This is a genomic window from Ectothiorhodospira marina (assembly GCF_900109495.1).
GTDB lineage: Bacteria > Pseudomonadota > Gammaproteobacteria > Ectothiorhodospirales > Ectothiorhodospiraceae > Ectothiorhodospira > Ectothiorhodospira marina.
Window position 1 is genome coordinate 112,026 of sequence record NZ_FOAA01000005.1, and the last position, 19,637, is coordinate 131,662.

Annotated in this window: 19 protein-coding genes; 10 read left to right on the top strand and 9 right to left on the bottom strand. The window is 62.1% G+C overall.

All coding sequences use genetic code 11. The features are described from left to right. Positions 1-35: 35 nt before the first annotated feature. The 7 genes from gspH (at position 36) to BMY52_RS06320 (ending at position 5,344) form a co-directional block, all read left to right on the top strand. Positions 36-632, top strand: a complete 597-nt coding sequence (gene gspH, locus BMY52_RS06290) for a type II secretion system minor pseudopilin GspH (RefSeq protein ID WP_245740655.1) — start codon at positions 36-38, stop codon at positions 630-632. A gap of 197 nt (positions 633-829) precedes the next feature. Next, a complete protein-coding gene (gspI, locus tag BMY52_RS15615; protein WP_425429222.1) occupies positions 830-1,183 on the top strand; it encodes a type II secretion system minor pseudopilin GspI in 354 nt (117 codons plus the stop codon). Continuing rightward, the gene (gene gspJ / locus BMY52_RS06300) at positions 1,180-1,809 is read left to right on the top strand and encodes a type II secretion system minor pseudopilin GspJ (protein WP_090252310.1); all 630 of its coding nucleotides are present in this window, start codon (positions 1,180-1,182) and stop codon (positions 1,807-1,809) included. The genes gspI and gspJ overlap by 4 nt, the downstream gene beginning before the upstream one ends. After that, on the top strand, positions 1,809-2,654 hold the full coding sequence (gene gspK, locus BMY52_RS06305; RefSeq protein WP_090252312.1) for a type II secretion system minor pseudopilin GspK: 846 nt from the start codon (positions 1,809-1,811) through the stop codon (positions 2,652-2,654). Before gspJ ends, gspK begins: the two co-directional genes overlap by 1 nt. A 141-nt stretch (positions 2,655-2,795) precedes the next feature. Then, positions 2,796-4,037, top strand: a complete 1,242-nt coding sequence (gspL, locus tag BMY52_RS06310; RefSeq protein WP_090252314.1) for a type II secretion system protein GspL — start codon at positions 2,796-2,798, stop codon at positions 4,035-4,037. Beyond that, positions 4,034-4,519, top strand: coding sequence for a type II secretion system protein GspM (gene gspM / locus BMY52_RS06315; RefSeq protein ID WP_245740657.1), 486 nt, complete (start codon positions 4,034-4,036; stop codon positions 4,517-4,519). Before gspL ends, gspM begins: the two co-directional genes overlap by 4 nt. Before the next feature lie 45 nt (positions 4,520-4,564). Continuing rightward, complete coding sequence (locus BMY52_RS06320) at positions 4,565-5,344, top strand: type II secretion system protein N (RefSeq protein WP_177169871.1); 780 nt, start codon at positions 4,565-4,567, stop codon at positions 5,342-5,344. A gap of 198 nt (positions 5,345-5,542) precedes the next feature. Here BMY52_RS06320 and BMY52_RS06325 read toward each other — a convergent pair whose 3' ends face one another. The 7 genes from BMY52_RS06325 to BMY52_RS16005 all read right to left on the bottom strand — a co-directional run bounded on the left by BMY52_RS06325 (position 5,543) and on the right by BMY52_RS16005 (position 14,264). After that, positions 5,543-6,946, bottom strand: a complete 1,404-nt coding sequence (locus BMY52_RS06325; RefSeq protein ID WP_090252319.1) for an MFS transporter — start codon at positions 6,944-6,946, stop codon at positions 5,543-5,545. A gap of 690 nt (positions 6,947-7,636) precedes the next feature. Beyond that, a complete protein-coding gene (locus BMY52_RS06335; RefSeq protein ID WP_090252325.1) occupies positions 7,637-9,184 on the bottom strand; it encodes a hypothetical protein in 1,548 nt (515 codons plus the stop codon). Between the two features lie 173 nt (positions 9,185-9,357). Then, the gene (locus tag BMY52_RS06340; protein ID WP_143050433.1) at positions 9,358-10,455 is read right to left on the bottom strand and encodes a hypothetical protein; all 1,098 of its coding nucleotides are present in this window, start codon (positions 10,453-10,455) and stop codon (positions 9,358-9,360) included. A gap of 69 nt (positions 10,456-10,524) precedes the next feature. Next, entirely contained in the window at positions 10,525-12,684 is a 2,160-nt protein-coding gene (locus tag BMY52_RS06345; protein WP_090252330.1) for a hypothetical protein, read from the bottom strand. A 417-nt stretch (positions 12,685-13,101) separates the two neighbouring features. Next, entirely contained in the window at positions 13,102-13,392 is a 291-nt protein-coding gene (locus BMY52_RS06350) for a hypothetical protein (RefSeq protein WP_090252332.1), read from the bottom strand. 36 nt (positions 13,393-13,428) lie between these two features. Beyond that, positions 13,429-13,992, bottom strand: coding sequence for a fibronectin type III domain-containing protein (locus tag BMY52_RS06355; RefSeq protein WP_090252335.1), 564 nt, complete (start codon positions 13,990-13,992; stop codon positions 13,429-13,431). Next, entirely contained in the window at positions 13,992-14,264 is a 273-nt protein-coding gene (locus tag BMY52_RS16005) for a S8 family serine peptidase (protein ID WP_143050434.1), read from the bottom strand. The genes BMY52_RS06355 and BMY52_RS16005 overlap by 1 nt, the downstream gene beginning before the upstream one ends. 74 nt (positions 14,265-14,338) lie before the next feature. On the opposite strand from BMY52_RS16005, the gene BMY52_RS06360 reads away from it, so the two are divergent. Both BMY52_RS06360 and BMY52_RS06365 read left to right on the top strand, forming a co-directional pair. Beyond that, positions 14,339-15,085 carry an outer membrane protein assembly factor BamD gene (locus BMY52_RS06360; RefSeq protein WP_090252338.1) on the top strand — a complete coding sequence of 249 codons (747 nt, stop codon included), beginning with the start codon at positions 14,339-14,341 and terminating at the stop codon, positions 15,083-15,085. A 262-nt stretch (positions 15,086-15,347) separates the two neighbouring features. Continuing rightward, entirely contained in the window at positions 15,348-15,755 is a 408-nt protein-coding gene (locus BMY52_RS06365) for a DUF4168 domain-containing protein (protein WP_090252550.1), read from the top strand. Between the two features lie 601 nt (positions 15,756-16,356). Here the strand turns inward: BMY52_RS06365 and speA are convergent. After that, complete coding sequence (speA, locus tag BMY52_RS06380) at positions 16,357-18,237, bottom strand: biosynthetic arginine decarboxylase (protein ID WP_090252346.1); 1,881 nt, start codon at positions 18,235-18,237, stop codon at positions 16,357-16,359. A 244-nt stretch (positions 18,238-18,481) separates the two neighbouring features. On the opposite strand from speA, the gene BMY52_RS06385 reads away from it, so the two are divergent. Further along, the gene (locus tag BMY52_RS06385; protein ID WP_090252348.1) at positions 18,482-18,805 is read left to right on the top strand and encodes a high-potential iron-sulfur protein; all 324 of its coding nucleotides are present in this window, start codon (positions 18,482-18,484) and stop codon (positions 18,803-18,805) included. Between the two features lie 209 nt (positions 18,806-19,014). Here BMY52_RS06385 and BMY52_RS06390 read toward each other — a convergent pair whose 3' ends face one another. Next, positions 19,015-19,530, bottom strand: coding sequence for a GspH/FimT family pseudopilin (locus tag BMY52_RS06390; protein ID WP_090252351.1), 516 nt, complete (start codon positions 19,528-19,530; stop codon positions 19,015-19,017). Between the last annotated feature and the right edge of the window lie 107 nt (positions 19,531-19,637).

Genomic DNA, 19,637 nt, shown 5'->3' on the forward strand with positions numbered 1-19,637 from the left:
AGGCAACCATCGGCCCCCCTACTCACCGAGCAGTGATGCATCCGATTCGTGCCTTCGCCGCTGCGGGCAGGAACCGTTATTCCGGCAACCCTGGCGGTGCCATGGCCCGTCGAGGCCGGGGCTTCACCCTGCTGGAACTGGTGGTGGTGCTGTTCATCATCGGCGTGATGTTCACCTTTGCAGTGATCGCGGTGGGAGATGGGGGCCGTGACCGCATGATCGAGCAGGAGGCGCGGCGCATGGTGGCCCTCATGGACCTGGCCCGGGACGAGGGCATCCTCACCGCCCAGGAGACCGCCGTGAGTTTTTCCCGCCACGGCTATACCTTCCTGAGGGAGTTCGAGGTGGGCGAGCGCACCTATGAATGGTTGCCCCTGGAGGCCGACCGCCAGCTGCGGGAGCGGAGCCTGGAGGACCTGGGCCTTGAGCTGGAGCTGCGTTTGGAGGGTATCCCCGTGAGCCTGGATCGCACCCTGGACAACCCGGCGCCCCATGTCTATCTGGGCATCACCGGGGAAATCACCCCCTTCGAGGTGCAGGTGCATGGCGACCGTACCCGTCGCCCTTATTTCATCATTGAGGGGCAGCCCAATGGGCGCATCCAGATGAAACGCCCGGAGGACAGGCGATGAGGCTCCCCTCCAGTGGAAGCCTTTTCGGGAACCCATTCGGGAGCCCTTGTGGGAGCCCTTGTGGGAGCGGCCCTTGGCCGCGAATAGCCAGAGCCCGGAGACGGCACCATTCGCGGCCAAGGGCCGCTCCCACCGGGTCTTTTTCTGCAGGGGGTCCCGCTGAATCACGCCGGCAATCAGGTTTCACCCTCCTGGAGGTGCTGGTGGCGGTGACCATCCTGGCCGTGGCCATGGGGGCCGTCATCAAGGTGGCCAGCGAAAACGCCCGCAATGCCGCCTACCTGCGGGACCGCACCCACGCCCACTGGGTGGCCAGCAACGTGATGGCGCGCTATCGCGCCGGCATGGAAGAGCCCGCCCGGGGCACCCGCCGGGGTGCGGTGATCATGGCCGAGCAGGAATGGTACTGGCAGGTGGAGATCCAGCCCCGGGATCTGGATGTGGCCGGCTACACCCTGGGGGCTGTGCCCCGCATCCAGGTGACCGTGCGCGACGAGGACGACCCGGATGTCCCCTACCTGGCCAGTCTCACCGGGTTCCTCAATCCATGACAAGCCGGGACACGCAGCGAGGGTTCACCCTTCTGGAACTGGTGGTCACCCTGGGCATCTTCGCCCTGGTATCGGTGATGGCCTACGGCGGCCTGCGCACCGTGCTGGACGCTCAGGCCATGACGGCGGCCTCTGCCGAGCGCTTGGCCCAGGTGCAACTGGCCTTCACCCTGCTGGGGCGCGATCTCGAACAGATCGCCCAGCGTCCCGCCCGGGACGGTTACGGGGATTTTCTACCGCCGCTGCGCTTTTCCGGCCTGCGCGAACCGCCCCGATTGGAACTCATCCGCGCCGGTGCCCGCAGTGGCACGGCTCGCAGCAGCCTGCAACGCGTGGCCTGGGAAATGGAGCAGGGCACCCTCTACCGTCTCTACTGGTCCGCCCTGGATGGGGGGCAGGAGGCGCCCACCGGCCGCATGCCCCTGCTGAGCCGGGAGGACGCGGCCGCCCTGCAGGACTGGGAGGTGCGCTTCCATTACCGCGAGGGTACCGGGGGCACGGCGGCCCTGGACTACTGGCCCCCCGCCGGCCAGGAAGAGGGCCTGACCCCCTTGCCCCTGGCGGTGGAGGTGATCCTGGATCTGGACGGCATGGGCCGGATCTCCCGCCTGTACGCGGTGCTCTGATGGCGCGCCGATCCTTCCAGTCACCGGCCAGACAGCGGGGGGTGGCGCTGCTCACCGCCCTGCTGGTGGTGACGCTGGCCACCATTGCTGCGGTCTCCATGGCCACCCGACAGCACATGGACATCCGCCGCACCACCAACGTGTTCACCCACGACCAGGCCTACCAGCTGTCACTGGGGGCCGAGGCCTATGCCTTGCGATTGCTGGGGGAGGTGCATCAGAACGCGGACGTGGACCTGCCCTGGGAGGGGTGTCTCTCCCCCCCCATCCCCGTGGTGCTGGAGGATGCCGATCTCACTGTCTGGCTGGAGGACATGCACTGCCGGTTCAATATCAACGACCTGGCCACGGAGGATGAATCCGTGCACGAGCGGTTCGTGCAACTCCTGGATGCCATCTCGGTGGAGGCCCAGGGCGTCACCCTGGACAGCGACGGCCTCACCCGAAGCCTCATCGACTGGCTGGATCCGGAGACCGACGACCCCGGCTATCACAGCTTGGAGCCACCCTACCTGAGTGGTAACCAGCCCATGCTCAGTGCCACGGAACTGCGGCTGGTGCGTGGGGTGACCGACGAGGTCTGGCAGGAGGTGGCCCCCTACCTGACGGCGCTGCCCGGCACGGAGGCCGGCATGAACCTGGCCGAGGCACCGGATGTCCTTCGCGAGGTCTTCGGCGAGGCGGACGCTGACACGGATGATGATGAGAAGACAGAGTTCACGTCTCGCTACTATCGCCTGGCCGTGCGCACCGAACTGGCCGACCGGCGCTTTCTGCTCTGCAGCCTGCTGGACGTGGCCGAGCAGCGGGTGATCCTGCGTGAGCAGATCCCCTGCGGTCCTTGAGCGTGGCCCATGAGCGGACACACACCTCAAGGTGCCCCTGTGGGAGCGGCCCTGGCCGCGAACGCCAAGGCCCCACGGCCCCCCTTGCACGCCTCGCCAACCTGATCGAACATGGGGTCCTGACCCCAGGAGCCTAACCCGTTGACCCAGCGTCTTCTCATCCTCAGACCTCACCCGGAAGGCAGCACCTGGCAGGCTGTGCTGCAGGCATCCGATGGCAGGCTCACGCCCCTGGGCACTGACACGCTGGATGCCCTGCGGGCCCGGGCACCGGATGTCGCCTGCCGGGTTCTGGTCCCTGGCACCCGGGTCTTGCTGACCCAGGCACATATCCCCACTCGTAACCCCAGGGCACTTCGCCGGGCGCTGCCCTATGCCCTGGAAGACCAGCTGGCGGATGATGTGGAGACCCTGCATTTTGTCCCGGGTGCCCGGCATGCCGATGGCAGTCTGACGGTGGCAGTGGTTGCCCACACCCACATGACGGCCTGGCTGGATGCCGTTCGCAAGGCCGGTATGGAGCCGGATCAGGTGGTGCCGGAGACTGCGCTCCTGCCCACTGAGGCGGGTGCCTGGGTGTTGTGGCTGGAGGGCGATGAGGGCTGGCTGTCCACGGGGGAGGGTATGGGCTTCACCATGGAGCGGGACAATGCCGCCTTCCTGCTGCGGCGGCGCCTGCAGGAGGCCCCGGAGGATGAGCGCCCAAAACAACTCAAGCTATTGCGTCATGGGCCCGCACGGCCGGAGGATGATGCGCTGCGGGCATTGGGCGATACGGATGCTCTGACGGTGCAGGTCGTCGAGACGTCTTCGAGCCTGCTGGAACACCTGATCGCACACTGGCCGTCGCGTCCTCCGCTCAATCTGCTCTGTGGCCCCTATAGCCTGAAGGACTCCCTGGATCACCTCTGGCGGCCCTGGCGGCTCGCGGCCGGTGTGCTGCTGGCCTGGGTGGTGATCCAGTTTGTCGGTCTGGGATGGAACCTGCAGTCCCTGCGGGCCGAGCAGGCCGCTCTTGAAGAACGCATGGTGGAGGTCTACCAGCAGACCTTCCCGGGGGGGCGTATCGTGGATCCCAGGCGCCAGATGGAAACGGCCCTCAGGGGGCTCTCATCGGGACCGGATGGCATCCATTCGGATCTGCAGGATCTGCTTGCACAGGCCGCGCCGGCCTTGGCGGATGCGGAGGGCCTCAGCATTCAGGGGCTGCGTTACCAGGCGGGTCGGCTGGACCTGGATCTGCACCTGGCTGACTTGCAGGGGCTGGACCGTCTCAAGCAGCAACTGGAGCAGAAAGCGGGCTGGTCCGTGGATATCCAGTCGGCCAGCGCCCGGGATGACCGGGTGGAGAGCCGCATTCTGATCCGGAGTTCGGGTTCATGATACAGGCATGGTGGCGTGAACAGTCGGTGCGCGATCGACGCATCCTGATCGTGGGAGGTCTGTTCCTTTGCGTGGCCTTGCCCTACTGGCTCATCTGGCTGCCACTGAGTGACCGTGTCGCCGCCATGGAGCGCGACGTGGTCCGCTTGCAGGGCGATCTCGCCTGGATGGAGCAGGCCGCCAGTCAGATCCGCAGTGCCCGCGGCCAGACCCAGGCGGCCCCTGCCGACATGGGCGGGCAATCCCTGCTGGGCATTATCGACGCCACCGCCCAATCCGGCCCCCTGGCAGGCACCCTGCGGCGCGTTCAGCCCGAGGGTGGCCATACCGTGCGCGTGTGGATGGAAAACACCCCCTTCGACGACATGCTCCTGTGGCTGGATGAACTCAGTCGCCAGTACGGCGTCCAGGTCAGCAGCCTGGTGGTGGATCGACAAGCCGCCGGGGGTCGGGTGAACGTGCGGCTGGTGCTGGAAAGCTGACCCCGATCCTCGCATCCATTCATCACGATGGAGTCTCTGAGCAACGTGCCCTTCAAAAGCCCCGCCCTCAAGCCCTGGCACTACGTCCTGGCAGGACTGATCGCCTACATCGTCTTCCTCCTGGCCACATGGCCCGCCACCCTGGCCCACGATCTGGCCCGGGACCGTGGCTGGTTACCGTCGGACCTGGCCCTGGAAGGCCTGTCGGGTTCCGTGTGGTCCGGTGGGGCTCAGCAACTGCGCTGGGAAGCGCTGTCATTACAGGGGCTGGCCTGGCAGGTGTCTGCCTGGCCGCTGCTGCGCGGCGAGTTGCGCACACACATCCAGTTTGCCGGACCCGGGAGTGGGGGCAGTGTGCAACTGGGCCTTCGCCCCAACGGGATGCGTCTGGAAAACCTGCGGGCGGACCTGCCGGCTGCCTACCTGGCGGATGCCTTCCTGGATTTCCCGGTGATCGTCGAGGGGCGCATCCTGGCCGACATTCCGGCGGTGCATGTTCACCACGAGTCGGGCTTCACCCAGGCCGAAGGCACCCTGGGTTGGCTGGGGGCCGCCTCGGGGCTACCCCAGGCCATCCCCCTGGGCGACCTGCGTGCGGAACTGGGCACCGACGACGACGGCCGGCTCCGGGCCGTGGCGCGCGACCATGGTGGCCCCCTGTTCCTGGAAGCCACCGCCCGCCTGAGCCCGGTGGGGCCCTGGCAGATCCAGGGCCGGCTGGGTGCCCGTGACCAGGCCGAACCCGGACTGGGTCAGGCCCTGAGCCTCATGGGGCGGGAGGACAGCGAAGGGCGCATCCCGCTCAACCTGAGCGGAAGGCTGTGAGGCGCGGCCCGCACTGGTGACCCCTTGGGGATTTCCTGGCCCATGGATAGATCGCACCCCTCTCCCCTGCGGGGAGAGGGGTTGGGGTGAGGGGCGAGGGCTGGCACAGTGCCTCCCCCACCCCCTCATCCCCAGCCCTTCTCCCCCTTGGGGGAGAAGGGAGCTTCCGTAGCTGAACCTGGGTGCTTTCACGTCACGTTAAGTGCCGCCACCCGGCCGATGCGTGGGATCAATCCAGGGATCATCCTCCGCGCCCAGACCCGCATCCCGCTCCAGTTCCACCTGGGAGATGGTCTTGCCCGGGGCCTTGATGCGCACCCACAGGCTGGCAAAGATCAGCAGGAAGTTGATGATGCCCACCAGAATGAACGGCGCCCGCGGGTCGATCTGGTCAAACAGCCGACCGCCGATGAGTACGATCAACAGGATCCCCAGTGCCCCGCTGATATTGAAGGCCGCCAGCACCGACCCCCGCTTGGGCTTGGGCGCCTCCTGGCCGATGAGTGACTGAGCCCCCAGGAACACGGCCATCTGCCCGATCCCCATCAGCGCGAAGAACGCGTAGGCATAGGTCGCCAGGGGGTTGGCCAGGAAGAACATGGCCAGGTTCCCGGCCGCCGCAATGGCCATGCACACGCCCAGCGCCGTCACCCGGTTGAGTCGGTCGATGATGGGCCCAAGGAACGGCGCGGACACCAGGGCCGCCACCTGGGTGACAATGAAGATGATCGTCCCCTGCATGACTGCCTCACCGGAACTCATCCCCATGCCGATGCCCACGGTGGTGCCCCACAGCACCACGAAGGTGGCATTGATGGACTGGTCGCCGCGGGCGATGAACGCGGCCCCGTAGGAGAGCAGAATGCGGGGATTGCGCGCCTGGGCAAAGCCTGTGAACAGCAACTCCCGCACCGGCGGCTGAGGCTCCCTGGAGGGGGGGACCCCCGGCTTGAGCCCGAAACCAATGATGACCGCCGAGATCGCCGCCAGTGCAGCCACCATCAGGAAGGTGTACAGACCCGCATCGGTGCCACTCACTCCCATGCCCGTGAAGATGTCCGGAAAGGCCCCGAACATCTGTCCGATGATGACAATCCCCAATCCGTTGAGCATGCCGATGATGGCCACCAGCTTGCCCCGGGAGCGTTCTGCCGGGTAGTCCGCCAGCACGGTGGACAGGGCCCCGGCGATGGCCACGATGCCCATGGCATAGAAGATGCGATAGATGAACAGGTCTTCCGCCGAGCCCGCCAGTGGATACAGCACATAGCAGGCGGCAGTCAGCATGAAGCCAGCGATATAGATCGGCCTTCGCCCGATCTTGTCGATGAGGATGCCCGCCGGGATGAACAGCAGCAGCGCCACCACCTCGGTCCAGAACACCAGGTCGCCGCTGAGCGTGCCCTGCTCCTCGATGGGGATGTTCAGGTGCTCGTTGAGGATATAGGTTTGCCCGATGGTGATGAACACGATCAGGCCAATGGACACAAAGCCCGCGTAGAAGAAGGTCCAGCCATGAAACGGCATGACCCCGGGCGCCAGATAGATGGGCCCGATCCGGTGGGCACTGTGGGGTGGTTCGGATGCGGTGGTCTGGGTCATCTGAGGCTCAGCATCTCGTGGGCACGGGAAAGTCCCACAAGATACAGGGGAAGCGGGTTGGGAGGCCAGTGGTTGGGTGGGATCGGGCCGTGGCTAGGTGATACCTATGACCAGGAAGAAAAGCACCCCGACCTCCAAAAGGCCTCCACACGCAGCCCCATGGCCGACAAGCTCATCAAGAAGATGCGCAGTCATGTGGGCGCCAAGGTCGTCGACCTCAGCGCCGTCATGGAAGGCAAAAAGAACGCCCAGGCCCTTAAAGCGGACCGGTAATGATCCTGTTGGGGCAGCGATGATATCCGAGGACAAACGACGCAACCGCCTGATCGCCGAAATCGACGCCATGATCACCGAGGACTTCGCGGGCCGGGTTCTGCACTTTGACCCCTGGACGAGATGACGCCCCTGGAGCGCTGGGTTCAGGATGGTGACCAGGTACGCTATCTGGACCCGAGGCAGGATCTGGAGGATCTGTGCCTGTCGCCAGACCTCCCTGTTCGACGACGAGCAGGATCCCTTCTGATTTCTCGCGCCCTCAGCTTCCCGCATCCGTTCACCTTCCATGAATCCTCCATCCGAGGGCATAATCCGGGAAACCCCCCGGCCTGCAGCCAGGATCTGCGTGGGAAAAGGGGCGGGCAATAATCTGGGAAACAACACCGAACCTTGAGCGCTGTTGATATCTGTCTGTCAGAATTCCACAGTGGGATTGAGTTCAGCGGTTTCAGGGTCGTAGTTGATGACGGCAGCTACTGAGTCGCCCACCTCGAAGGGGATGATGTCTGGAATACCTTCAATTGGCCGTGAATCAATGGCCTCCACGACCTGGCTGAGGTGGGGAAGGTTACCCGAAATCACCGCTGTGACCCAGTTCAAGCGCTCCGCAGGTGCCGGTATGGACCACATGTCATTCCACTCGCTGACCTGTGACATGTCGGGTGTACCGAATCCAGTGACATCCCGCGAGGTGAGCCACTGGCTGGAGGCCACCGCAGTATGGTGGTAATTGAGGTCGCCGGCCTCATCAAGGTATTCAGCACTGAATAGGTAGTAAGATGATGATGTCGTTACACCCTCGGCAGAGAGTATTGCAGAGACATACTTGGCGTTTTCCATGATGGGTAGTAGTACACCAGCTGACAGAGAGTCGCTGACATGACCTGTGAATTCGTCAGGTCTTGAGAGTGTCGGTTTTTCCGCCAGGCCATGCGTTTCGAAGGCGGTAGCATGATAGCGATAGCTGATTTTTTCGCTTGTCTCAACTTCCCACTCACCCACTGCAATTAGCCGGTCTCCTGTTGCGCTTTGCTCATCCCCTTTGGTGACCCAGTAAGTCAGTGCTTGATCGCCTTCAGTCCAGTTGTCTGTCAGATCAACGTAAGTATTATTCTTGCTGAAGAAATGCACGTAAGCATCTTCAAGGGTGTCAGGTTCCGTAAAGGATAGTTCGGCTGGATCATGACTTATTTCGTAGTCGGTTCTCGACGCATCATCCTCAGGTGAATTCAGGTCAATCGTCCAAACAAGTGACTCTCCAAGGTCGTCAGGAATCTGTTTGTCCCTGGAAATGATGAGTCGCAGAGGGGTTGCAGATGGGCCATCGACTGCTTGGGCATCCATTGTGCTGGTCTGGGCTGGTGACTCCCCGATTTTAGTCAAGATGGCCAAGTCACGAACGCCGGGTAGAGTGTTTATCGTAAGTTGTTCGACATCATCGACGTTGCCAGGCTCGATATTACTGAGAGTGGTAGACGTCCTGGAATATCCAATGTGAGCACTGAATGAATTCTCTTCATCTGAGAAATTAGATACCTGCACTTCTACCTGAGTATCCTCGTCATCTCGCTGCAGGGCCTTTACGAGACGCTCAAGATCTACATCCTTGACGTCCTCTGCAGCCAAGTGGATCGTAAAGGCCGTCACGTGGCGGGTCTCGGCGTTTGCCATGAGCAATGTAATGCTGAAGGTCTCTTTCTCTACCCCATCAATCGCCTCCTGAAGCGCTGTCACGGCCGAATCACCCAGCTGCCCCGCGACGTTCGCGTCACCCGTGTCGATGGTGTTCCATAGGCCGTTGGGTCCATCCTGATAAGCTATCCACAACGTATCCTCCAGCGCCTCCGACTCATCCGTGCCGCTCGAATTGCTCGCGAAACAGCCAGTCAAGGTCAGGGGCAGACCCACAGCAAGGGGGATCAGATAACGGATCCTGAGGGCGTAGTAGGGTAGAGCGTTCATCTAATGACTCCCGGTCAAAAAGGGAATGGCCTCAATACGAGGTGTTTCTTCTGACTCTAGGAGCGAGGAGCCGTAGGGGCAACGGTAGCCGGTGTCGACTTTTGTAAACCTGGGTCCAAATTCCAGATAAACGGTTGATTCTTTGAGGAGGCGTTTGCGTCAGTTGGCATATGTCAAAACTGCCAGGCGCCGGAAAGGTTTATGAGCAGAGCGTGTGCTTCCTGCCAGCGTTCGTTGTCCATGCCCAGTTGAAACTGAAAGGAGTGGGTCGAGGTTTGGCTGGCGATCCCTAATGTGATTCGGTCGCTCTTGGCCTCATAAGCCGCGCTGTAGTGCATTCGGCCTTGTGTGGCGTATGTGAGCTGGGCCTCCGGCCACAAGGTGCCGAGGAAATGGAAGGTGTTGATTGATACGTCCCATTGCTCCAGTCGCATTCCCAGTTGGCCTGTGGTGGCTCTGGGGAGGAAGTTGGTAGGCCTGTAGTATTCGGTGCCACGCACTCCGCTCAGGAGGGGTCTGTAGCTCACGTAGCCGTCCGGATCGAAGCTGGACTGGTCCGTATCGATCTGGCCCCGTGTATATGGGGCGTCTTCCCATTCAAATCGTGTCCAGGCATCTTCGATGTCTAGGCTGGCGTAGTATTGTTCGTTCGACCAGAAAATCCCGATGTCCACCGCGAAACCATAGCCGTCAGGGGGCGATGCCAAGTGAGATAAAAAATGGTCTTCATCGTATCGGTAGTCGATCTGCCCCAAACCTTCGAAGTGTCCATCGGCGTTTTCCGCAACCCTTCCCGTGAGCCGTCCTTCCTGGAATTCGGAGACCTGCAGCAAACTGACCGCGCCGCGAAGCCCCCAGCCTTCGTTCGCATCGGATTCAAACCCCAGCCGGATACCCTCCGCGCCGAGGGCTCGGGCGCGAAGCTTGACCCGATAATCCTGCCCCGGCTCCAAGGGGATCTTGTTCTTGTCGCGGTAGACAATTTGCGCTGTGTCGGGGTGGAACTCAAAGATCCAGTCCTGACGATAGATAAGATCCACCGAGACGTTCTCTCGTCTGGCTCCCAGTGTGACGCGGTTGCGGGAGTACGCGATGCTACCCGATGGTGTGGGTTCGTTGCGCCAGTCCTTGGCTAGGTCATGGATGGAGGCCGAGTCACTGAAGCTCTGGCTGTTGATCGCATAGTGGAGTTGCCAATTATCGGCATAAGCCAACTGAGGCACGACGAATGTCGCAGTGGCCAGCCCCAAAGGAAAGAGCATTCGAATCATGGTGTGCCCATCAAAAAAAGGGCCACGATGTACCATCGTGGCCCAAGATCTTAATGCCTATATGAGATGTTAGAACAACGTCTCAAACGCTTCTTTGGTGGAGCGATTCCCCTCCTCATCGAAGTGATAGGTGATGGTGAAGACGTTAGACCTTTCTTCCCGGATGGTTGCATGCCGGGCGCCGTCCATGAATACATATCCCACTACATCGTTGCTGGCATATTGATTTCGGGGTAGCAACTCAAATGTGGCGCCCGAGGCATTGGTGGCCATCAAGCCCAGGTCTTCAGTGTCACCTGAATACGCCATTTCCAGTGTTAAGAAGCGGCGCGCGGTCTGGTCGTTGTAACCGTTCCAGCCCAGGGTGATTGAAGCCTTGGCATCCTCTTCGCCAGTTCTCTGCAGGCGGAAGAGTATGTCCATTTCAGGAAGGTTTTCAGTGATGCGACCGGCGGTCTTTACTTGCATCGTCGCAAGAGGGAAGCGATCCCCTGTCCCTTCGGAACTGGCAGCACCCTGATTTTGCACCAATGAATATTCATTCGCGTTGTCCAGCGTGACGAGTACCTCAGCTTTCAGATAATCACCTAAAACACCATTGTCAAAACGGCCATCAAGACGGAAGGAGACCGGCAGCAGGGTATCCCCATCCAACTCGGGGTTGCCGCGGTTATCTTCAATCATGTTGTTGTTGGTGGCCGCGAGGAATTTCGTGGAACCCTCAAAGGCGAGGATCTGTTCGTTATCCGTGTATTGCAGCTTCAGCGTGCCGGCCAGTTCCAGCCGACGCAGGAAGTTGCCATCTCCTTCCACGGGGATGTCATCCCTTAATTGATCCTGCGTGAAGGGTTGGTCCGCAACTACGCTGAGACGGGCATCAGATAGTTCCACTTGTGCTCCCAGTCCTTGGGCCTTGGCCGAGAGTATCTCAAACGCAAATTGATTCTCACCCAGGACCTTCGGTACGGTGAATTCCACTGTCACGTCGATCGGATCCCCATCGAGGGTCGAGAGGCGACCGTTGTCCAGAGTCCAACGATCGCCGACCCGGGTCAGGGTGCCGCTGATGTCATTGTCAGCACCTAGATCAGTTTGCAGATCCACGCTATTGGGAGTATCTGAGCATTGAAGCGCGCACTCCGGATCGTTTGCGTATTCTTCGATCAAACCGTTGCTGATGGCATCATTGACCCTTGCGAGCGCTTCGAAATTCCACAGGATGGCGTCTTGAGCGAAGTCTTCGATGCCCTGAATTTGCCCAAGCAAGCCTGTGTTCCGTAAGTCTGCCTCGTCATACTGTTTGTAGATATCGATGCCGACAGTACGGATATCCTCAACTAAATTGCGCACTGCGATGGCATTTTGACTGAGCTGGCTGCGTTGAGAATCTGTGACTGGGGTAAGAGGTATATCAGATGTGGCGGTGGGGTTGATTTTGGCTTGTTGTTCAGTCTTGTTGTTCAAACTGTCGACTGCTTCTTGCAGTTTATTTATGTCATCTTGTGTCGTTTCGCTAAAGAATCCCTTAGCAAAATCCGAAATGAAGCGTGCAGTCTCGTCCTTCCTGCCGAATGCCGCCGAGATCACGGAGAGATTGCGTTGCTCGGGAGTGGCAGCTTCTAGGTGGTCGCCCTTGGTAATGTTCACGGGCTCCAATTTCGTCAGGTCCAGCGGAGTGTCTGCTTCGATTCCAAGCAGTTTAAGGACTGCTTCCTGGCCGTTTTCAGTGGCCTTTTCGGGTGGGGGCGTGATTGCTCCGGCATTGCTCACCTGGGCGGCAATCATTACCAACTCGGTCAGTGGTGTCACGTGGGCGGAGACCTCCTGGGAGGTTCGATCCACACGGGCGATGGAGCGTAGGGTGATGTCTTTCGGCATGAGCCCAGGCTCTCCCCACTTCACCTCATCACCGCAACCTTGTGGTAAGTCACAAATCATTTGTGCGTGTTCGGTATGCCGTACCCGAATGACGAAGTGCTCATCCACCGGCAGACGGAGCTGGTAGCGTCCATCATCATCCGTCTTGGTTTCGGCCACGATTTCCCGGCATTCCATGTCGGCGCAGGCCTCGACTTGCGCGCCCAACAGCAAGCCCTTCGCAGCGACCCCCGTGACGGTGGCGGTCTGCGTTGTGGTGTCGCCACCGCTGCTGCCTCCCCCGCCACCACAGGCGGCCAGAAGAACGGCACTGGCAATGACGGAAGGAACCCCAAGGACTTTTGCTGACATCGATAACCCCTTATTTTTTTCGGAAACTTTTTGTATTACCGAGAAATTCGTGCGGATCTAATGCCTGGGCTTGCCAAGCCGTTGGTTCCGCCGTATTTCTCAACTAGTGTGCTTGGCCCATCAACGCAACGGGCTGCAGGTCGTCCGTAAAAACGCGACGTTGATCACATTTTTTGTAGGGAAATCCCTACAGGGGCAATTCCTGATGCGCGCACACCCAGCCTGGCATTGGGGGCAGCACTTGGGATCGTCAGAGGGGGCATGGAGAGGAGGAAAAGTTAACGGCCAGGGGGACCGGAGTGGATGCGGCTTCAGTTCATCGAGATCCAATGGGGCTAGGAACGGCCTGAAGACAAGGGTTCTCCCTGTTTGGCCACCCAGTTCCCCACCTGTAGGACCACCCTGCGCACTGCCCGCTTACGCCGTCCCGACCTCTCCATCCACTCCACCAGACCAGGGCTGGCGCGATAATAGGCGGTGACCAGCCAGCGACCGATGGGGCTTGAGCCTCTCATCCCGAAGGGCGGTGGGCACGGTATCCCGTTCCCGTTCCCGTTCCCGTTCCCGTTCCCGTTCCCGTTCCCGTTCCCGTTCCTGGGCCGGTAGGCCAGCGGTGGCGGAATTCACCAGGCAGGTGCTGCCGTTGGATGAGGCACGCAGGCGGAATTGCACCGTGTCCGTGGTGGCATAGTCCGAGCAGCCGGTCACGCCGTGGTCGGCACATAGACGATATCGGTAGTCACCTTACCGGGTAAGCGTGTTTTCGTAGCGTTCATTATCGGGGGGGAGTTCGGCGATCTCTTCGAACGCACCGCCATCGCGCGACCGCTCCAAGCGGAGGCGTTCTGCGGTCTGGGAGCGGTTGGTCCAAGTCAGGCGGATGCCGTCACTGAAACGGGTGGCGTTGGGATCGGCGGGGGCCAGCGGGGGCGTGACAATCTGTGTCGTGTTGGACCAGGGGGAGTTTCCCTGCGCGCTGGAGGCGCGTATGCGGTAGGTGTAAAGCGTCCCTTCCAGTGCGGAGGCGTCAGCGTCTGTGAACTCGCTGGTCTGCGGATCCAGGGCGCCCAGAGGCAGGAAGTCATCTTCGGTGCATCCATCCTGACTGAGTTCATGCGCATCGCAGCGCTCCATGGTCTGGCCCGTGGCGCTGGCAGAGTTGTTCAACCAACTCAATTTCATACCGTCGTTTCCCCGGCGGACCTCAAGATAAGTGGGCTGAAAAGGGAGTAGGTTGGCCGGCTCTTCGTTCAGCAATCGACCCAGATCCAGGATGCCACCGGTCAGGGTGGGATGGGCGTCTTCCACTATGCGTGTCGTGGTGAGGATGCGTCGCGCACGCGTTTCCAGGAAAGATCATCCATGTCCATTTGAGACCAGAGCAGGGCAGCCGCGCCGCTGACCATGGGGGCCGACATGGAGGTGCCACTCACCAGGCAGTACGAGGCATCGGTGTTTCCGGCGCAGGAAATGCTACGGGCTAAGCCATTCAGTAGGGGACGCTCTGTGCATCCCTGGACGACCGTTCGTCGACTGAACTGGGTGAAGGCAGATGAGCCTCCTTCCTGGAGGGACGTCATATGGGAGCGGCTACTGCTCTGGTGATCGTCTCATGCTAAGGTGTCGCCGGCTTGGCTGATGGTCCCCTGATCTCATGAAATCATCACTCCCGAATCTCTCCCTTCCCTTGATCGCACTGCTCATGATGAGCCTGGTACTGGCGGGTTGCGCCAGCGTGCCCGGGGACGAACCCGGCGAGGTGGATGATTCGCCTCTGAAGCGCGCCCTGAACGAGCAGGACTGCGAGGCTGCGACTCAGGCCATGGATAGGCTCGCCCCTCAGCAGGGGGCTCAGGCGGCGGTGATGGCCGACGCGCGGCTTGAGGTGGCTTACCTGTGCCTTTCGGACGGCGCCTTGGATGCTGCCTGGGAGCAGAGTGTTGCCTTTCTGAGAGAGTTTGCGGGCCATCCTCATGCTGACTATGGCTACTACCTGGCGGGACTGTCCCGGTTTGCCGCCTGGCAGGCCCTGCATGAGGGGGAGCAGGTGCCGGACCCGGACCAGGACTCAGCCGCCGCTCGGGAGGCTTTTGCATTGTTCCGTGACCTGGTGCGGCAGTTTCCGGATTCCGCCTATCGGGATGAGGTGATTCCGCATCTGGTGGCGTTGCGGGAGGGCCTGGCTCATGCGGAATTGCGCATGGCGCAGGCCCGATTTGAACAGGGGGACCACCGGCAGGCCCTGGCCAGGGCCGAATATGTGAACGAACATTTCCCCAACACTCAGGCCCAGGGGCGTGCCCTGTTGTTGATGGCCCAGGTGCGGGAGACCTTGGGGGACGAGGACGAGGCCGTCAGAATCCGCCGCCGGGCCCCGGCGATTCCGGATCTGGATCACTAGCGGCCGTCGGGGGGATGTGCCCACGGGAATGCTTGCATCCCTGCGGGTTGGCGCCTTGCTCCACGCCACCAGGTCAATCTGACACTGGCTCTGTGACCCATGGTTTTTTTTGACACACCCTCATCTTGGGTGTCCTCATGGTCGACGGCGATGGTTGAGTTTTTAACTTATTGTTTTTAATGGGTTATCAATTTGTGTCGGGCTGTTGGCATGGCCCATGCTGTATGGCCTCCACATCCAAGATTTCCCTCTGGAGGGTCCAATGGAATTTCGCAAAACAGCACTCACCTGTGCCTTCGCCACCCTGTTTGCCGTGTCCGGTGTCGCGGGGGCCCAGAGCGGGGGGGGGCAGGAAGGCGGCGCGCCGCCGCCGGAGCAGCAGGGCGCCATGCCCGGGGCTGATGTGGATCTTTCCGAGGGCACCATCGACGATTTTGTGGATGCCTTCGTGGAAGTGCAGAAAGTGAACGAGGATTTCGCCCAGCGCCTGGAGGATGCCACGGATGCCGAGGAGGCCCAGGCCCTGCACCAGGAAGCCCAGGAGGAGATGGTGCAGGCCGTTGAGGACACCGGCATGAACGCGGAGGAATACAACGAGGTGGCCATGGCATTACAGAACGATCCGGAACTGCTGGATCAGGTGGTGCAAATGGCCGAAGAGCGCCAGTAATTATCACAACCTTGGGAGGTCAGCCATGAGATATTCAGCGAAAGGTCTGGCCCTGCTGGCGGTGGTGCCGTTTGCAGTGATGGCCGGGCCGGGCTTTGAGCCTGGTGACCGCGAGGCAATGGATCGAGAGCCGGCTGGCGGTGGATTCGGTACTCCGGGAGCCGATAGTGCTCCCCCGGGTGGCGGCATGGAGCCGCCAGGTGGGGCGGCCCCGCCCCCCGGTGCTGGACAGCCTGCGCCCCCGCCCGGCGGTGGGGCCGCTCCACCGCCGGGTGCCGGACAGCCCGCACCACCCCCCGGGGGCGGAACAGCACCACCTCCGGGTAGTGCCCCACCACCGGATGGTCAGCCCGGCGGAGGCATGGGGCAGCCGTCCGGGCCCCCGGCAGGTGGGGGCATGGGAGCCCCTCCGCCGGCACCAGGTGATCAGCCCGGCGGCGGTATGGGTGAACCGCCTGTACCCCCGGGAGGAGACCTGGAGATGCCCCCGGATGATGGCGGGGAGGGTGGCCTGGAGATGCCGCCCGCGGACCCGGAGTGATCTGATGGAGCACATGGTGAGCGCCTCGCAGGCTTCTCGTGAGCTTGATCCCGAGGCGTCTCACTCCTCCAGGTAGGTATATCCCGACAAACCATGATCCAGCTCCGCCAGGACCTGCGCCTGGCGCGAGGGCTCCAGCCCCGATTCCGCCACTTTCTGCCGATACGCCCCTGCCAGTAGCTCAGTGTCGTAGTGCACATAGCGCAGCAACTCGGCCACCGTGTCTCCCTGTTCCGGCTCCACCACCTCGTAACCGCCGTCCTCCTTGAGCACCACGTTGATGGCGTCGGTGTCGCCGAAGAGGTTGTGCAGATCCCCCAGGATCTCCTGATACGCCCCCACCATGAAGATGCCCAGCAGGTAGTCCTCATGCTCCCGCAGCTCATGTAGCGGCAGGCTGGGGGCTGTGGTCTCGCCGTCCACGTAGCGATCCACATGCCCATCGGAATCACAGGTGAGATCCTGCAGCACGGCCCGGCGTGTGGGTCGCTCGTTCAATCGATGCAAGGGCATGATGGGGAAGATCTGGTCAATGGCCCAGGCATCGGGAATGGATTGAAACACCGAGAAGTTGCAGAAGTACTTGTCCGAGAGCTTCTCGTTGAGTTCATCACCGATGTCCCGGGGCAGGCGATCCGCTCGGGTGACCAGCAGCCGCCGACAGGTGGCGAAGTAGATCTGCTCGGCCAGCGCCCGGTGCTCCAGGTCCAGCAGGCCGTGGGAGAACATGGAGCGCACCTCCCCGAGCCAGTCCAGCATGTTGTGGAAGACCTCCGTGGGGGCATTGTCTTCGGCCTGTTCAAACAGGCGCCACATGTCCAGCAGTACCGCGGGGGCATCCTCGTCCGGGGGCTGGATGTCCGCCGCCACCGGGGCTCGCTCGGTATCGATCACATCGGTGATGAGCACCGCATGGTGGGCCGTGGTGCCCCGACCGGATTCGGTGAAGATCTCCGGGTGAGGCAGGTCATACTCCCGGCAGGTGTTGGCCAGGATGCGCACCACGCTATTGGCATAGTCCTGCAGGCTGTAGTTCATCGAGCACAGGTTGCGCGAGCGGGTGCCCTCGTAGTCCACTGCCAGGCCGCCGCCCACATCCACCACCTGAATGGGGGCGCCCAGGCGGTGCAGTTCGGCAAAAAAGCGCGAGGCCTCGAACATGCCCGCCTGAATGTCGCGGATATTGGCGATCTGCGAGCCCATGTGGAAATGCAGCAGCTGCATGCAGTCCAGCATGTCATGGGACCGCAGCTGCTCCAGCAGGTGCAGGGCCTGCGCGGAGGAGAGCCCGAACTTGGCCTTCTCGCCGCCGGTGTTCTGCCACTTACCCTTGCCCACCGAGGCCAGGCGCACGCGCATCCCCAGGCAGGGTCTCACGCCCAGGTCCCGGGCGGCGGCGATCACGCCCTTGAGCTCGGAGGGCTTCTCGATGACGATGTACACCCGGTGACCCAGCATCTGGCCGATCATGGCCAGGCGCAGGTATTCCCGGTCCTTGTAGCCATTGCAGACGATCACCCCACCCGGCCGTGACAGGGCCAGTACCGCCATCAATTCAGGCTTGCTGCCCGCCTCAAGCCCCACCTTGTCCACCCCATAGGTGAGGATGCGCTCCACCACGCTGCGCTGCTGGTTCACCTTGATGGGATAGACAGCGGTGTAGCGCCCGGGGTACTCGGTCTCCTCGAAGGCCTGCCGGAAGGCCCGGGTGAGGCGTTCCACCCGATCGGTCAGGATGTCGGGAAAGCGCACCAGCACCGGCACATCGATGTTCATGGGCTTCACCCGGGAGATCAGCTCGTAGAGGTCCACGCCAGGGTGTCCGGCATGGGCCGGTGGTCTGACAATCACTCGCCCTTCATCATTGATGTGGAAATAGCCACCGTTCCAGTGATCAATGTTGTAGGTCTGGCGGGCGGATTCCGTGGTCCAGTCTGTCATGGGGGGGTCTTCAGGTCTTTATGCGGGGGCCATGATAACGCAGGTGAAGTGGACGGTATCCCCGTTGACCTCGAGTTGCGGCGAAATACGCGATTCGATACCGTGTCCACGGGGTGCCACGTCCAGCGACACACGGTGGTCTGGCAGGGAAATGCGACACACCATGATTGCGGAATCAGAGGCCACGCGGCCGGGCCGGCATCGAATTTCAGGTTCACCTCAAGCCCATTGCAGGAGAAGAGACATGAATGATCGTGACCACAACGCCGGCCGCCGCGGGTTCCTGAAATTCGGTGCCTATGGCCTGCTGGCCGTGCCCATGGCCGGCCTGGGCTGGAGCACCACCGCCCAGGCCATGGAACGTCTGGATGAAGGCTCGGCGCAGGCTGAGGCCCTGGACTACGTCCACGCTGCGAGCGATGCCGACCATGATGCCTATGAGGAGGGTCAGGTTTGCAGCAACTGTGACCTGTGGACCGATCCCAGCGCCGAAGGGTGGGGCCCCTGCGCCGTGTTCCCCGGTAGTCTGGTGGCTGAAGGTGGCTGGTGCAGCGCCTGGGTGGGCTGAGCCACAGCTAACAGGGCCCCGCCCCGCCCGTGGGAGCGGCCCTCGGCCGCGAATGGCGGCGGGCACGGCACCCAACCCCCCGCCGCCAAACCCATTCGCGGGCAGGCCCGCTCCCACAGGGGGGGCGGGGCCTTGGCCTCCAGCCCCCAGGACACCCCCCCCCGTGGGAGCGGCCCCCGACCGCGGATGGCACGGGCCCACTGCTTCACTCAGCAATCCACCCCTTCCACCCGTGCCCGCCCGGTGCGGCTGATGATGATCCTCCGCCCCTTCTCTCCATGACATAGCGACACCGTGCCCATCTGCAGGCCACCGTTGATCTGTCGGGTTTGACCGTCTGGCCGGTAGGCGATGTATTGACTCATGGTGCCGTTGGCCTGAATGCTCACGGCATGGGGTGGGCCACCGTATACCCTCAACACCTCACCCGACTCGGAGACGTCCGCGTCGGACTCAGGCGCCAGGCGCACGATCCAGCCCACCGTATACGCCTCCTCCTGGCAGTGAATGCCGTCGGCCGAGGGACAGATCAGCACGCCTTCGCCCCGCTGCACCGCCTCGGACCGGGCCAGGCGCAGCCCTGCCATCAGGTCGTTGGTGGCGGTGACCAGGCGTTGCTCCTGTAGCAGGCCGGCAAAGCCGGGCAACGCGATGGTGGCCAGCAAGGTGGCCACTGTCAGTGTGACCAGCAGTTCCACCAGTGTGATGCCATGTTCCCTGGGCATGGGCCTCTCTCCTTGAGGTTGAAATGAGCCATTAGGGCCATCTGCGAGGTTAACGCCGCCGTGAGCGGACTGCAACGCAGTCGCGCTATACTCTGTGGCCCGTTGGA

What these genes read in the sequence shown, in the direction of transcription:
- gspH (WP_245740655.1), top strand. Translation starts at nt 36, where the DNA reads ATGCATCCGATTCGTGCCTTCGCCGCTGCGGGCAGGAACCGTTATTCC.
- gspJ (WP_090252310.1), top strand. Translation starts at nt 1,180, where the DNA reads ATGACAAGCCGGGACACGCAGCGAGGGTTCACCCTTCTGGAACTGGTG.
- gspK (WP_090252312.1), top strand. Translation starts at nt 1,809, where the DNA reads ATGGCGCGCCGATCCTTCCAGTCACCGGCCAGACAGCGGGGGGTGGCG.
- gspM (WP_245740657.1), top strand. Translation starts at nt 4,034, where the DNA reads ATGATACAGGCATGGTGGCGTGAACAGTCGGTGCGCGATCGACGCATC.
- BMY52_RS06325 (WP_090252319.1), bottom strand. Translation starts at nt 6,946, where the DNA reads ATGACCCAGACCACCGCATCCGAACCACCCCACAGTGCCCACCGGATC.
- BMY52_RS06335 (WP_090252325.1), bottom strand. Translation starts at nt 9,184, where the DNA reads ATGAACGCTCTACCCTACTACGCCCTCAGGATCCGTTATCTGATCCCC.
- BMY52_RS06340 (WP_143050433.1), bottom strand. Translation starts at nt 10,455, where the DNA reads ATGATTCGAATGCTCTTTCCTTTGGGGCTGGCCACTGCGACATTCGTC.
- BMY52_RS06345 (WP_090252330.1), bottom strand. Translation starts at nt 12,684, where the DNA reads ATGTCAGCAAAAGTCCTTGGGGTTCCTTCCGTCATTGCCAGTGCCGTT.
- BMY52_RS16005 (WP_143050434.1), bottom strand. Translation starts at nt 14,264, where the DNA reads ATGACGTCCCTCCAGGAAGGAGGCTCATCTGCCTTCACCCAGTTCAGT.
- BMY52_RS06360 (WP_090252338.1), top strand. Translation starts at nt 14,339, where the DNA reads ATGAAATCATCACTCCCGAATCTCTCCCTTCCCTTGATCGCACTGCTC.
- BMY52_RS06365 (WP_090252550.1), top strand. Translation starts at nt 15,348, where the DNA reads ATGGAATTTCGCAAAACAGCACTCACCTGTGCCTTCGCCACCCTGTTT.
- speA (WP_090252346.1), bottom strand. Translation starts at nt 18,237, where the DNA reads ATGACAGACTGGACCACGGAATCCGCCCGCCAGACCTACAACATTGAT.
- BMY52_RS06385 (WP_090252348.1), top strand. Translation starts at nt 18,482, where the DNA reads ATGAATGATCGTGACCACAACGCCGGCCGCCGCGGGTTCCTGAAATTC.
- BMY52_RS06390 (WP_090252351.1), bottom strand. Translation starts at nt 19,530, where the DNA reads ATGCCCAGGGAACATGGCATCACACTGGTGGAACTGCTGGTCACACTG.